Here is a 16,693-nt window from a genome sequence, read left to right as displayed (position 1 = left end):
TCAGGTCTTAATATGGAGAAATTATGAAAAAATTAGCCTTTTTAATCATCACCTCAATGCTTGCAGCAAATACGTTCGCCTTTTCTTTTTACAAAAAAAATCTGAGTCCCCAAACATCAGCCCCCCATCAACACAGTGCTAAGTTTAATGACTTCTCAGGCGTATGGGTGGGCTTATGTGTCGGTGATGCAGAAGATGGAGACTGGGAGCTTCGACTTACCATTACCCAAAACAAAAAACAAATGTCCTTAACTTTTGGTGACAATGAAGAAGAGAGCGTGGTGCTTAATCTAGGCCAACTATCCTCTCAAAGTAACAGCACATCTGATAAGAGAGAGGCTACAATTCAGCAGGTTAGCGCTCCTTATGGCGATATGATGTCAATTAACTATGAGTCCATAGCAGAAATGGGGCCATCTAAAACTGGGAGCAGACTTCTCTCAACCTCATTACATGTTAATTTATTTAAAAAAGGCGACACACTCGAACTTCAGGCTCCTTACTCCTCAGAAGCAGTATGTGTATTAAAAAAATCGACCTAATTGTTTGGGATTATCCCAAACAATTAGCTAAATGACATTAAGATAAAGGCCACGAAGAGGCCTTTATTGTTTGAATTATCGGGATACTTTTTTGGACTAAATCAATTCTACTATCCCAACAAAACCACTTAATCCAAGCACATTGATCTCAATTGTTTCTGGGACTTATCTCAGGAGAACTTCCATCCTTTAACTCTTTCTCTTCTGCAGCCTGATAAAATGTGGGGGCTAACGGTAACGATGTAAATACTTTTGCTTGATTCTCAGTCGTTTGCTTTGCTATTTTCTCACTATAGATGTGGTTCAGTATTTCTAGAATGGTTTGCATCCCGTTATAATACCGGGCAAATCGCTCATTAGTTAATCTATAGGATAGTGTGAGCATACTTAATTTACTTGTTTTTTCTTTGATGTCGTCAGTTATCTCACCTTCTTTTGATAAAGTCTCCACTTCCTCTTGTAGCGATTTAATATTGTCCACCATCTCGAGTAACTCCTCTCCAATAGACATGCCTTTAGTAGAAAGTTTACTAAATAAAGCCTTAAGATATTTAGTTATGGGAACTTCTATCGATTTTAGATTAGGTAGTTCATCAGGAGTTACTACACCTAATAGACGATAAATAGTTCTGGCTTCGGAATCTATCTCAACAAGGAATTCCCGGGCTTCCCCCTCTAAGGAAAGTACAGTAAATCCCTCTTCAGATTGATGATTCAATTGAGTTTTTATCCCTATAGTTTCAAGAGCTACCTCTAAAAAATCGCTAGCATACAGCCCTATTTTTTCCTCTACAATAGGAGCTATATGATGGCCATAGAGTTCAGCCGAGCCCGCCTCAAGAGAAAGATACTTAGTAAAATAATAAGCTAATTGAGTAGTTATGGTTTCACTAGCATTGCAACCCGCTATACGCAGCATTATTTGATTCGAATCCATTTCCAATACAGGAAATAAACAGATAGTGTCTATTTTAAAAGCCTCCTGCAAAGGGTAAGCTAAGCGCAAAATTGACCCTGTAGAACGATATCCTCGATAGGACTCACTTTCATTCATCAAAATTCTATCAAGATCATCTGGACTAATAAAAAATTCATATTTAATTAGATCAGTAGCACCTTGTGGCACTCTTTTCCTAGTATATTCATTATGGTTAGACAACAATGGGATGGCATACTGTACACATAACTCAGGAAAAATCTTGATAAACTGCTCAAATTTTTCATTTTCTTCTTTACCAGCTTCAACAGTGATACAGAAATATCCTCCGGGCTCTTGAATACTCGCACTAGGGTAGTTACTGTTTGCATTGATTCCATTTGAAATAGCCTCTAAAAAACTAAATCCTAAAATTTTATTAAGTGTTTTCATGGTATGACCTTTTATTCTCTATGTTCAACAATCGATCTGAATGAATTAAATATAACATAATCTGAACCCGTTAACTAAACTATAAGCTAAACTGGAGTTTATTTAATCAAGAACAAGAAGCTGAAAAGGTAGCGTTACTCCGTTGAGATTATCACCATTGTAGAATAGAGTTCTCATCGATTTAATGACAGCTACCGAGAGGTTTGGGAGCGCATCCTGTCTCGTCTATTGAACGTTTATCCCAAACCACGAGTTATGATAACGGACAAGCTAAGGGAGCTACGCGAAGCCAATTAAGGCACCCAGCATTGCTCCCATAAGGGACTCAAGATTCTCTCTCACTTCACACCTAATGAATTCTCACCTCGAAGGTCCTCCTCACCTCTCCCTTCATTTAATAGATTTCTATACCTAACAGTTTCTCCCTTAGCGATATGGTCTTTAGAAGGAAGCAGCTCATCAGGGTTTACCTCCACTTCATCCTTATCTTTCCCTGGTTCCAACACAGCACTTTCTTCAAGTGCCCCATCAACTACCCATTTAACTGGTTTAAGTTTTACAGATTCTAGATTAACGGCTGTTACTTCTTGTCGTTGCTCCAATACTGCTACACTGACCAATCCCTTCACTACATTATCTCTTGGCTGTACCTCACCAGCTTCTTGAGTAACGATTCTTCCGGCAGTAAGAACGGAATTTTCAGCTCGTACCTCAATTGCACGATCGTCAATCATACGATCATCAAGTCCATGTAAGTGCTCACGTTGTACTAACATTTCAGTTTGCACATCATAATATTCTGGTGGAGTAAATGTTAGATCGATTGAGGCATTTACATCTTTTTCGATAATAGTCGGTATATCGAAATGCTCATCAAAGAAATCTATTTGCTCAGCATTAACAATAACGTGATTATCCGTGGTGAATACCCCAAAGAATTTACCAATGTTGGCAATCAATGAACGAATTGCATTCCACTCTGTATTTAATCTTGCTAGTAATCCTTCATTTTTATCCAATTGTGTTCTTACATCTTTGCATTGCTGATCAAGCTTATCTATTTCCTCTTTACGTTGTTTCTTAAGATCGCTTATTTCCTTCTCAAGTCTTAGGACTTCCTGATCCATTTTTAATATTTCTTTGTGGCTAGAATCAAACATGATTCGTGGATCACCCGTTTCAGGATCTGCCTCAAACTTCGGTTCGCGATTTTCAACTGGCCTATAATTATTTTCTAAAAGTTCTTCAAGAGCTTTTTGACCACCCATCTTCGCTATAGTATTACTAACCAAAACTTCGATTTCTACCTCAGTTGTCCTTACTTTTTGCGCAGCCAATACCTCTTTAATAGCAGCCCTTATTTCCTCCCTATCAATAGGAGTAGTCTTATAATCTTTTAATCTCTCGGGCAATGGGAAATTATTTTTATCAATTTTATCTACTGACCACACTTTAATACGTTCGTAAAACGCTTGTTGCTCTTCCGTGGCAACTCCAATGGAGTCCAGAATGCCATTTAAGACCATATTTTTCATTGCCTTTTGTATGGCTGCCCTACTTTCTGTTTTATTGAGCCCCGCAGTGATGGAATAACACAAACGATCCTTGAATCTCTTTTCCATTCTATCGGGATTGACACCCACTTTAGAGGCAAAGTTTCTACAAGCTACCATTAATCGTTCTTGAAGTTGTTCTTGAGTAAGTGGTGGCTCTTCTCTTCTGGCGAGGAAAATGACGCTTTTAAAATGTTTAGAAAAATCATCGAAAGCTTTTGTTCGTTCTTTTTGACCGTCTTTGAATTTATCATCAATTTGTTCACAATAAACATCATAGAATAAATTTCTAAAGGCGGTATCAAAATCTTGTCCTAGGAATTTAACATCTAGATTTTGCTTTGCACCTATTTTAGCTGGTGCTCTGCTTGCTTCAAATAAAGAATCCATGGGTAATTCATTGTTATCTCTATAAGGCACTGCATCAGAATATCTTTTTTCCACTATTAACAGCAATTTAGTTAATTCTTTATTTAAAAGCGTAGATAATTCCTCGTCACTTAACCCTGAAACTTCGCCTTTTGCTATTTTTTCTTTATTCAGTTTAAAGAGTTTGTTTAGACAATAGGTAGTCCCCATCTCAAGATTATCACACCATACTTTATCGAGTTGGAACCCATAGTTAGTTGCGCCTTGAACTTTATTTCTCGCAAACATTTTCAGATACTTCAAGGCGAGCGCACCAACAGGGCCATTAGACCATTCTTTAGCATCTAGAGAAGATTGCATTGCCTTAGGGTACCCATCAATTATTGCTTGCTTACCCACTTTAATTGCAGTTGCTCTTTCTTCTTTTTTCTGCTTAATTAACTCAGCATAATGATCCATTCGTTCATGTTTACGCTCCCTAAGCTCATGATGTTCTTTTTTGAGAGAGGCATGTTCTTCCATCGCCTTTTCTCGTTCCTCTCCAATTTCATCTCTAATTTTCTTAATAGCCTTAGGTTTATCTCCTTTGGTGAAACGGTCATTTAGTTTTGAAGAAATAAACACATCCGCTTTGCCTTCGTCTTCACCTATAGAGATAGTGACACCAGTCTCTTTATGCTGGTCTGTATGTTCTATTTCAGTTCGCTGAATTTGTATTTTACATTTTGTTGTATTTTTTCCAGTAAAACCCCATTCAGATAATTGAAATACATTATCCTGAGCAGTTAGATTTTCAGTATCAGAAAAAGTAATATCCAATGTAGGTTGAAGCTGTTTTGGAGTTAATATTCCTTTAAAGGATTCTGCCAACTCGCTAACAGTGGATCCAACTACTGGCTTTCTAAAAGCTGCAAAATTTAATTTATTAACTGTTGGGTCTTGTAGTGAAGCGATTTCAGGACCAACTAGAGGTGTTAGAACTTTTGCTTTAGATGTTTCATGCGTTTTGGTAACTCGGATGTCATATAGACTCCAACCTTCCTGAGGTGATGCTTTAAATTTATTTGCCTCATCTTGATTGATTAAAATAACTTGAGGATTCCCTACTTCTCGAGCTACAAAATAACGGACTGGAGGTAAAGGATCCGTTGTTTTATAGGTTGGGCTACAACGAACAGGATCATCATCTAAAAATAACTTCGTCATATGAGCTATTTTGCTTGCTAAAGGTAATACACTAATTTCTGAAGGCTTAGATAAATAAGCAACTGAAGTTGGATCCACTGTCATGTCATGTTTTAATAATCGAGCCTCAACGACCACCTCTTCATTATTAACCTCAGAAAATGAATGTGTCTGTGTTTGGCTTTGACTTTGGCTCTGACTTTGTGACTGACTTTGAGATTGATTTTCAGTCACAGCTTCGGCTTCCGCTAAAGCATTACCGCGATCCGATGGAATCACAAATTTATCGCTTAATTGAGATTCACGTCGTGCTATGATTCTCTTTTTCATTGCAAAATAAGGATCTTTTGTATCTAAGTCTTTTTCAGGTACACCTTTACCCTGTCTTTCAGGAAGTTCCAGATCAATCCTTGCCTGGTCAACAGCCTGATAGAGCTCATCCATACGTTTTTTAAATAAAGTCTCTAAATCTTTAATAAATTGCTCTTTGGTGGTTTCTCCATATTTTCCACCATATTTGGCCTTTAAATCTCCCACGGTATTGGGAATAAATGGCAAAGAGCTAATCTCATTAAGTTTCTGTACAAAAGTGCTGAAATGTTTCACTTGCTCATCAGTTAAATTTCCAGAGCCCATTAATTTGGTTATTTCTGCCTGTTGCTGCAAGATGGCATTTTTAACAATGGAATCCAGCTCTGCTTTAAATACAGAAATATTATTTAAATCGCTTTTGAGTTCTTTTTGTCTTAGCCAAAAAGCGATATCATTTCCTGTTAGTCCTTCTGGTCTATCCTCTGGTGTAAGTTTTAGATCAATTAAAATCTGTTTTTTTACATTTTCAGGTACCGCGATTGAGAATGATTGGCCTGCTGCCTTGTCGATAATTTTTCTCATTCTCATAATAGCTTGTTTGTAATCATTATTGGTCACTGTAAAATTTAATGTTAAAACAGCATTGGCTCCATTCATCTGTTTAATATCCGCACCGCGTGAGTGACTTTGATCATAATAGGTGAAATAACTTCCATTTTTATCTGATTCAGCCACCATATCGGGAGTTAAATCAACAATAGTTTCCTTACCCGATTCATCTAAGGAAAGAACCTTTTTCATGTTAGTGACGTCATCATAGAAAATAACGCCTTTTAATCCTTTTAATGGCTCTTCTTTTAGCTTTAATTGTTTTGCTATTTCAAAGGCAACCCCACGGTTAGAGATCTTGCATAAGCCACCAACATCAATAAATGTTCTTGTTTGGTCTTGGAATGAAGATTCAGCTAAAGCTTGAATCAAGTTAGCGGTATAATCACCTTTCTTAGTAAAACCATCGGTATCTAATGTGGTAGTGGTTTGGCAGTTTTGTCTTCCCATAATACCTAAGGTCATATTTCCATCGGCAGCTGGGTCAAGCATATCCTGTTTAAAATGAGAAGAGGTATCACTTGCTGTACCTGAGAATCCAATGACTACATCCTGCATTGTTCCTTGCTCATAACGGTTACTGTTGGCTTTACCCGTATCGAATTTTATTTGCTCTTGTATAATTGTGCGAGCCAACATTTTTCTAAAGGCAGCACCATCTTTATCTAGAGTTTTAAAGTACTCATGTCGTTGAGAGTTTCTGAAAATCGGATCCTGGATATCCGCTAATTCTTTCAGCTTCTCAAATAGTTCGCGAAACTCAGGATCAATTTGCTGACCGGATTGGTCTAAGAATGGTTTTTCACCAACTCCTGTTCGGATCGACTCAATTAAAAACTCTAAATGAGGGTCTTCATATACTTTGGTTTTAGAATCGAGGTAATACAAAAAGGTTGTAATTGCAGTAACCTCTGGATTATCAAATCTCGAACCCTGGGGTTTGGGAGTATTTGCAGCTTGATAGGGAATTGTAATTAACAAGGGTTTAGTAGATTTTGCTTCACCACCGGTTTTAAGCGCGTCATAATCATATTGTTTTGAACCATCTGAAGCAGTTTGAAACCAAACCCCAAAGTCGGTACCAGGTTCTTTTTCTATAAACACACTGAGCATAACGGGATCGGTTAAAACAGCCCGCATCAAATAAATTTGTTTACAATTTGCCTGGGTAACTCCTGAGGGTTGCTCTTCTTCCAAAGACATAATGTATTTCTTAATGCTCTGCTGAGAATCATCAACGATGTTAAATTGTGCAAGCAAGGCATCCGCCAATGCGTCAGGCGATCTATCTTTTGCTGCTTTGATTGTTTGAGTAATGACTTCCAACGGATAAATTTCAGCTGAGTCCAGTGACTCTTTGATACCCGAAGTATAATTTACGTCCGTTGTTGCGCTATCTTGTGTCGCATCTAACTCATCAAATACTGAAACAGTGGTCATCGAGCGTATTTGGTTTAATACAGCAATGCATTCAACAAGCTCTTGGCGTTGCAAAGTCTCCTTAGGGTTAATTCTATTTAACATATCTAAGAAAATCTTAGCTTGACACTCCATAGAGTTTCGAACGTTAGGTGCTTGTACCAACACTTCACGATTTTCTCTGATTCGTTCATACAACGCGAGTCGTTTCTTCAGATCTTCCTTGGCATTTTGCAATGATTGCAAACGGGGACTCTCTAACCCCATATCCGGTTGAGGGTCTGTTTCGATTCGATAACGTTGGAAATCATCTTTTACTGCACGACCCCCAAGCAAATCACCTAGACTTGAAGACATATCGGCTGTATTTGTTTCAAGTGCTGATTTAGGTACTATAAAGCGAACTAATTTACTTGGATCTGTTTTATATAAAGCTACCAAAGGTAATAGAGTAGTCTTACCAAATCCCATTCGCGCTTGAGCAGAGTCAATTTTGTCCGGATTAGTTTCTTCATCAAGCAGTAAACCACGGAAGATATTTACTTGACGGGTATTACAACGATGACCAAATCCAGATTCAAACAAAAGATATGCTCTTTGCATTTTTCGCTCTTGTTCAACCAGTTTTGGATCTGTTGCTGTTGTATCTAAAGCAATTTCAGAATCAAGTAGTCTATCTAGGTGGTAATTTCGTTTAATATGTAACATTGAAACTGCTTTTGCATCTTCTCCTTTTTTGAACGTTTCTTCGATATCATTTAAATGATCCAATTCTGTTTTGTAGTATAACAATCGAGTCATACCATTATTCAAAGAAATTTCAATTTTCTTAAGATCAGTCCCTATAGGGAATTTGGAAAGAAGTCTGCTGTAGTCATTTAAGAGATAAGCTGAATTGAGCTCAGCAAAAGTAACTTGTGGAGATGAATTTGCCAGAATTGATTCAAGTTTATCTTTGGCCATTAAATATTCAATATTGCATTTTTCTTGAGCTTCAGTCACTTTTTCAATTAATTCCTCTCGAGCGCCTGTTTTTATTGAGTAAGTACCACCATTAACGGCAGTTTGGTATAAAAATGTTTCCAATCTATCAGAAATTGAGCGTATTTCGCCTTGTGCAAATCCTTTTTCAGCGAGATAACTTGCAATTTTGTGAGAGGAATAAAATTCACTAGGGTGCAATGCAAGCTGAAATTGACCTTTCTCTTTTGGTTCTACGGAGCGAATCCATCCATTTTGTTTCATTAAGTCAAATAACTTTGAAACGTTTTCTTCGCTTAATCCCCCAAGTCCCTTATGGCTTGGAGTTACACTGAACAGTTTTTCAAGTGTTTTCTTATTAAAAATCCCATAGTTTTCGTAATAATAGCCATCTTCTTGGGCTTGGACCGATTCACCATGTTCGCTTAAATCGGTTCGTAAACGTTCTTCAAGTTCAAGCTGAGCTTTATCAATAAGCTCTTGAGGATTGCTATGCAATCGAATTGTAACCAAGGATCGGGCCCCCATACTTTCAATGGGCATATCGGTTGTTCGGGTATTAATACTAATGGGTTTTTTCTCACCTGTGTCAACAGGAGTTATGGGTTTGATAAAGAAGTGATCGATCATATTAGGATCAAATTCTATTCTCTCTCCTTCTGGGTATTTAGACTGAATTGCTGCCCATATTTCTGATATCTTAGTCTTATCAGTAAATTCAGCTTGTAAAGTACTCCATAACTCAGAAAACTGTTCGTGGGGAAACGTTCCAGGATGTTCTTTCTCTACCCTTAAAATACCATCCATTTCTGAGAGAAATTGAGCGGTTAAGGTGTTATAGGCATCTCTATCCCATTTATCTAATCTACCATAAGCGCATGCAGCTCGTTCTAACATGTGATGTTGGAGTTCTGTACCAATCAACATCAATCGAGCGGTTCTATCTTCTATGGTTAGAGGTTCGTTTTTTGCCAAAAACGTTTTCTTAATATTATGTAATTGATCTAATTCTGTTGATTTCAAAGGAATTTTTGGAATATTAGTACCTAAGAGTGTGGTTAAAACTGTAGTCTTACCCTCTACTGAAGCAATATGAAGAATACTTTGGAAATCTTTAGCTTTTAACAAACCGCCGTGTTCGCTATAAGTTCGCAAATAACTTGCTGCGGAGTAAGCTTGGTCAAGTTTAAACTTACCTTGTAAATAGGCGTTTTTCTTTGCCTCATATTGAGTTGCAAGAGTATCTCTATCTTTTCCGCCCGCCTTAAATTCGAGATAGGACTGCTCCATTGCCTCCTTAAGTTTAGCGAGCGATTGTTCTAATTCTTCAATTTGTGGCGATTTCGCTACAAAGACAAAATACTCGGGATTAGTAATTTCTCTAATTTTATTTTCAAGTCCATTAATTTTCTTCGCTACATCTTCTCGGGCTTGTCTACTGAGTAAACCAGTTCCCTCAAGCAATTTGACTCTTGACTGATCTTTTTGAATTTGCTTTTCTAGCAGGTGTGCATCTTTTTGGACTAGTGTATCTCCAAGCAATGTAATTTTTTCGCGAGCTTGCTGAATTAAACTATTAATTTCCTCATCTTGAATATTTTCTTTCTCTAGAGCATCAGGCTCCATTCCTACTTTTTCCAGCAGCGCTTTTGCATTTTTTATAATTTGTGTTTTAAGAGTAGGTACTTGTTCTTTTAATTTTTTAATTTGCTCTTGATAATTATTAACCTCCCTTTCTTCAGAAGATGATAATTGTTTCGTGATAAATGCACTGCCATCTTTCTTTATGTCAAAATGCATTCGTGAAGATAGATCTGCAATGCTATCATTATCTGACAGGAAATAACTTGCTAAAACCTCATCATAAATTACATATTTAGCAATGGATGGAACATAAACTGTGTTCTTATTCACATTGATCATTTCATCTGCAGGAAAAACACTCGTTAAATCATGAGCGGCAGACTCTTCTAGAGTATGCAAGCTGATATCAATTGATTTACCACGATGATCTATTAATTTACCACTCCAAATCTCATTATCGCCTAGTGATAATTGTAAGACGGGTTTAAAGTCCGCTGTGAAACCATGGATTTCACCCTGAGAATCTACAAAATAATGTGCTGCATTTAGCCTTCTCTTTAGTGCAATAGGCACTGCACTCATCTTATCGGGCTGGATGTATTGAAGGATTTTAGGAGTACCATCTAAAATTTTTAACTCTCTTTGGATTATAAGACTTCCATCTTCCTGGGGAGTAATGGACGCCTTTATTTTATTTCCACCCTCTTCAACATTGTCTTCAGAATATATATATCCACCGTCTTTAGGTCTAAATGGAAGACCACCAATACCTAATTCTTGAAGGGCAATATTGGATTGAATATACGCAGGCATCACGCCTAATCTATTGTTACCCATGTAAAGAACACCGTGTAAAACATCCAACGAAACCTGCCCTACCAACGTTATGAAACCAGGTAGATCTTTAGTGGATGAGACGGATGATTCAATTTCAATCTTATGACCATCAAATTTAGAATCTTTCACATAAGCAGAAAAGACTTTCGTAAAGAGTGCTGCACGCCCCTTTTGGTTAAGAGCAGCTGAGAACTCAGTGATTTGATCCTGATGTTTGCTGATATTAGTCTGAGCTAATCCCATTTCTCGAGTAAACTCAAAATTCTTTTTCAGATTAGCTATAGTTTCTTCAGTAGCTTGATCATAAGTTAATTTATAAGCTAAATTGGAGCATATTAGTTTAGCGTAGAGTTCATCTAACGCGGCAACATCTTCCTCACTAAGTGGTTGTGGTTTATTAGTAAGATGCTCTATTTTTAATGTAAATAAATTAATCTCTCGGACAAATCCAAAGAGTCGATCGGTAGCATCTGGTTTTTTGTCGCTCAAAGGATCATCTACAGTTAATGAATTAACAAACGACTCTGTTGCCGTTGTTAGGGGTAGATCTCTGCCAGTAATTTCCTTAAATGCTTTAGGGTCAATATTGGCTGCTTTGAGCAACAATTCATCGATAAATGATTCATGGGGCGCTTTTAGCGTACAAGGCATCTTCGCTTGATTCAAAGGTAAATCTTTTAAGAAATGTAATAACTGTTCTTTTTCTTGCGCAGTAGTAGCATTTCTAAATGCATCCAAAAATGCTCGTTCAAAGAGCTCTCGACCTTGTGTACTATTTATTCCATCTTTTGAAAGTAGAAATGCTTGATTAGAATAATAGTCGATAACTTGTCGTGCGAGTAGGGCATCACCATTTCTCATACCCAGTTTATCGGCAAGTTTACGCAGTTCAGCATCTACCGATTTTTCTTTACCGTAGTTAAGTAAGGCAACTTGTAGGCCTCTTTGTCCTTCATACAAACCTTCTAAACCAATTGGAGAACCGTGAAGGGCAAGATCAACTTCTGTAAATAGCGTAATATCAACCGGCTCAGTTCCATTTGGGGTTAATAAGCTAATTTTTCGTGACATAGCCTCATCACGAGGAATAATTAACTTTTCCCATTGTTTAATCGTAGAGTAGAATTTAGGATTAACTTTTGCATCGACGCCAGGATCAATTTGTGACAGACTTAATTTGATTAAACCTGTTAATAATTGAGAGCGTTCATGATTTTCTAAATCCATAAAACCTTTATCTAAGCTATGTTTTTCATCATCAGCTCGATAACGTTCCAAGATGCTTTCGGCAATATCATTTACCAATTTAGCAGGAGGTGGGTAAGGCAAATTAAAAATGTTGGATGCAGCCAAATCACAAAATTCAAGAACCCGTTCGCCTTTATTTTCCAATCCATTAAACGTTTTCAAGTTATGTAAATGTGCCGCTATGTCTTTGAAGTATTGTTCGTAATTTTCGCGGGCATATCCCTTTAAAGTAGGAGTAGGATGTTCCCGCAAAAACTTCAGTGTACTTCCATCAATCACTACGTTTTCATATAGTCTTAAAAAATTCTCTTTTGGTGGTTCAAAATCTTTAACCTCTGATACCACATGTTGTCTCTCTAGATCATCACCAGTTAGCTTAACTACAGCAACAGTAGGTGTATCTTTGGGTTTTGGTCGAGCATCTTCCAGCTTTTTAAATTTTGCTGCAGTTACTAGTGCGTTATTATGGCGCTCTTGACGTATCGCTTCGATATCAATCGGCTTCCATCCCATTTCCTGCATTTGACGTTCATTTAGATCTATGGGGTATCCAGATTGTTTTAGTGTTGCGTACTTAATGTTTGCTTTTTGTTCCAAGAAATGATGGAACATATTATTAATTGCTTCGCTTGGATTGGAGCTATTTTGAGCTTTGTTTAGGAGTTCGGCACGCTCAAACTTTATCCAAATGGCAAACATTCCACGAACCCACTCCTGTTTAAGCTCATCGGGTATAGGCTCTTTACTCAACTCTCCAGCAATCCCATCAAGCTTGATGTACTCATCATTTCCAGATGACATAGACTTAAGATCATCTGGGGTATAACGATCCGCTTTCACAATGACCTTTCGTTCTACAATCTCAAAAGCTTTTGCTTTAAGTTTTTTATTCATGTCCTGTATTTCGTAATACACGGTGCCAGGTAAGAATGAATTTTTTCCTAATTTGTAAAACTCAGCTCGTTCCTCAGCTGATTGCTTATACATTTCCCGATTTCGTTCTTTCTCTGTTCCTAATCTTCCAGCTGATAGTTCAGCCAATATTCTAAATTCGGGGTTGGTGTCCATATGAGCAGTAATCACGCGCTCGCGGAATTTGTTAACGTGCAGATGCCGATCATTAATTTGTTTTTCAATATCATCTACTTCAAAAGTTTGGGTAATTGACATTAAATCTTTATGGACTTTTTCCAGATGCCCATCTGCAGACGAGAATGCATGACATATAGCATTACTCGTTTGTAAGTCAGAGTTTTTATCACTGAGTCTTCCATAAATTTCGTTGGCAATTTTAATACGATTTTTTAGAGAACCAGGAACCGTATCATCGGACTCTAATCTTGCGAGTTTTGTAAGAACAGACTGTTTCAAACTCTCAATTTCTAGAACTTCTTTTTTTAGAAGATCGAGACGTGCTTCCAGATTCCTTAATTGGACAGAATTTTTTCCTACACCAATACTTGCTTTTTCTTGCTCAATTTGCTCCTCGAGTGATGTAATGTGCTTTGCAAAATCATCGTCAATCATTTGAGTCAATTTTTCTTTAATTTCAGTAAGTTTTATAACATCCGCTTTTAGGCGATTAGTGGCTTTATCGATACTAATAGTAAGCCTCTCTGCAAAGGCTTGGCGTTGTACATTGCTTATTTTGCTCTGATATTCGGCTTCAATTGTTGTTGAAGAATTACGTAAGTAATTAATAATTCCAACTACGTTAGGGTGTGTAAGCGCCTCTTTATTTGCACTTTTTGTTAAAAGGCTAAAAAATGTATCATGGTCAATTTCTCTGCGTTTACCCCCTACATCTACTTCGATTTTAGTGTATTCTTTTCTATCGTTACTTGTAACGAAGCTGACTATATTTGCATTCATCAGATCTTGGGCGGTGACTTTTGACACACCCCAACTGCTTACTGATTTCAATCGCTCATTCTCAGATTCGATATGTCTTTCATTAACGCTTAGTTTTTGAATCTGATGATTCACTAATTGAATTGTTGCTTTCCACGCCATAGCGGTAGAATGTTCGCTTAATCGGGTCAATGCAGCATCATTTATTTTGCCATCATTAGCCTTTAATGGCATGACACCAGATTTCCAATCAAACTCTGGATCTGCGCTATATACAGCAGGTGCGAAGATTTCTTGAATTTCCGTTTGCTTATTATTCGCTTTTAAATACAAATATAAAGCTTTAGCATGATCGGCGATTTTATCATCTATACGTCCGATAGCTATGTGTTTGGGATTGCTTTTCAAAAGTTCAGCTTTTGCATCCAATAATGCGTTAAAATAGGTCTTATAATATTCGGTAGTCGGTGGTTTTTCTAATTCGGCTAAGCGCATGGATACATCATGTAGCTCATCTGGAGAAAGATATTCAGGTTCGATACTTTTCAGCATATCAACATACTGGGAACTAATAAATTTAACTGCATTTTCAGCCTGTACTTCTCCTTTCTTTCCACAAACATCATTTAAAATGCCTTCTCTTTGCTCCAATAACATTGCGAGTCGAACTTTTTTATAGGTCGCTTTTCCTAGTTGATATAACTCGCAGGCTTGCGATTTTTTCGCAAAGCAGTTTGAGGTGTTTTGAGGTCTTTGTAATAACGCCTCAAATTGTGGCACCCCATCAGGATCGGAGAGAGAACTAAAATTTTTGATGTAATTGGAATAAATATCAGATTGAGCGTTTAGCGCAGATAATCTCTCAAAATAGCCCATCTGATCACGCTCTTCCATGGTGCTATGTCTAATCTTTAAGTCTATATGTGTTTGTGCCCAACCAGCCATTGAGTTGGAGCGTACTAGTGTACTTAAATAATCTAAACCTTCAGCGGTATATAACTTATCTTCAGCAACAGTGAAGGATAAGGCATTTCTACGTTGTGACTTATAGCCCATGCCCCATAATTGGAAAATCCCTGAAATAGCACTTCCAATGTCGCCCAAAGCCCTCCATAACCCTTTTGTTCTAAGAGTATCCATAAAGCCTTTGGAGCCATCTTTAATAATGCTCACACCTCCTTTGGCTAGGGCAGTATTTTCTAGAGCACCAGATGAATCATAAGTGGAGAGTTTGATTTTTCCATTTTCCTTTTTGATAACCAACTGCATAGCATGGCCTTCTAAGCCGGTTTCAAGGAACAATGATTCACCATCCGGTAATTGTTTTATTGCATCTTGTAAAGATCTACTTGCAAGAGATAACTTTTGCTCAAATCGTTCGTTTTTAATTTCAAAATCTTCGTCAACTTTGATGTAATTGTCTTTAGGCTCCCCTTTTTTGGGATCTGTCTTTCGGTATCCACCCCAGTCGGAACAAACGTGTTTCAACATATGGTTTAAGTTTTTACTTTTTTCCATACTGTCATAATAACTATCTATTTGTTCTTTTTCTGTTTTTGTCAGTTTCAATCCATACTTGTCAAATTTTTCTGGATTTTCAGATAAGGATTTGAATAGCTCGAACTCAATAGAAGTGACTAGATCAGCATCACCACCTTTGGAACAGGCATGCTCGCTATTTAAAGGATTGTCAGCAATTGGGTTAACTACACCCTTGATGGCATCATGTAGTGAAAGGATCGTTTTATTATTATCTTCTGGTCTAACTAAAGACCCAATTACAGTCTTGATAGCACGGTGATTTTCATTTTCTGTTGCCGCCACCATTTGTGACGCCATTACCATTGCCAAACGTGAATGGAGTGAATTTTGAATACTCTCTGCATCACGCTTTTTGGTACCGCCCACCGCGGTTAAACCTGTAGTTTCTGCTATGTCTCGAGCACCGGCATCGCGCCATAGCTCTAATTCCAATTCCTCATCCTCTGTAAAACCATCTGGGACTGGCTTCAGTTCTTTTACTGGTGGAGGTGTGGGAGTTGGTGTAAATAGATAACTATAAACCGTCAGAGGAACATATCCAACCACCATGGCAACACCCTTGACCAAAAATTCTCCCGTATTTGCAGCCGCCTTAGACAGCCAATTTCCTACGGTAGTCCAAAAACCTGGTTTCTTTTTTTCAACAACCTCATAGGTTCTTGGTGGAGGAGTATATAATTCAGCCTCAATTTCTTGACCGTGTTTAATTAGTTTTTGCCATTGTTCTGCTTCCCACTGCAAATTTCCTTCATTCTTTTTAAATTCTTGGAATTCATCCATCAATATCTGGGGATCGACATCTGGAATTTTTTCACGTTTTTCAATTTCAGCATCGATACCAATCTTAAATAGTTCTAATGCTTCATTAGAAGTCATGACACTTAATTTACGTTTAAGCACAAATAATTCCATATTTGATGCTTTCTGCAGCAATGCTTCTTTTACCTTTTCTTTATTTAATTCTGAAAGAATATCTTGAGTAATATCCTCAAACATCACTTGAAGCTGATCGCTAACTCTCAGATTGCTTTGGAGTGCACTTTCAACGACAATATCTTTTTCAAAGGTCGCACAAATTTGCTTTTCACGTTCAACTAACATCGCTTGAAGTTGTTTTCTACGATCTAAATCTATGATATTAGGTAAAATTTCTGCGTAGATAATTTTTAACTGATCGAAATCAATTCTTTTTATATAGGATTCTATAAGTATTTTATCTAAGCTAGAAAAAAGACTGGTGATTTGCTCAGCGTATTTAGCCATCTTAACTCCTAGCAATTGTAATTAATTTA

General features: G+C 37.4%; 3 protein-coding genes. 1 reads left to right on the top strand and 2 read right to left on the bottom strand.

The features are described from left to right. Positions 1-23: 23 nt before the first annotated feature. Positions 24-542 (top strand): hypothetical protein, encoded by a 519-nt coding sequence (locus tag E1P08_RS13855; protein WP_133137609.1) that lies wholly within the window; start codon positions 24-26, stop codon positions 540-542. A gap of 148 nt (positions 543-690) precedes the next feature. On the opposite strand, the gene E1P08_RS13850 is transcribed toward E1P08_RS13855, so the two are convergent. Further along, positions 691-1,911 (bottom strand): hypothetical protein, encoded by a 1,221-nt coding sequence (locus tag E1P08_RS13850; protein WP_133137608.1) that lies wholly within the window; start codon positions 1,909-1,911, stop codon positions 691-693. Positions 1,912-2,249: 338 nt separating this feature from the next. After that, a complete protein-coding gene (locus E1P08_RS13845; protein WP_242602474.1) occupies positions 2,250-16,664 on the bottom strand; it encodes a DUF3638 domain-containing protein in 14,415 nt (4,804 codons plus the stop codon). Between the last annotated feature and the right edge of the window lie 29 nt (positions 16,665-16,693).

The organism is Legionella rowbothamii, from assembly GCF_900639985.1.
Lineage (GTDB): Bacteria > Pseudomonadota > Gammaproteobacteria > Legionellales > Legionellaceae > Legionella > Legionella rowbothamii.
Note: the sequence above shows the minus strand (reverse complement) of the source record. Positions and strands in the feature narration are given on the sequence as shown.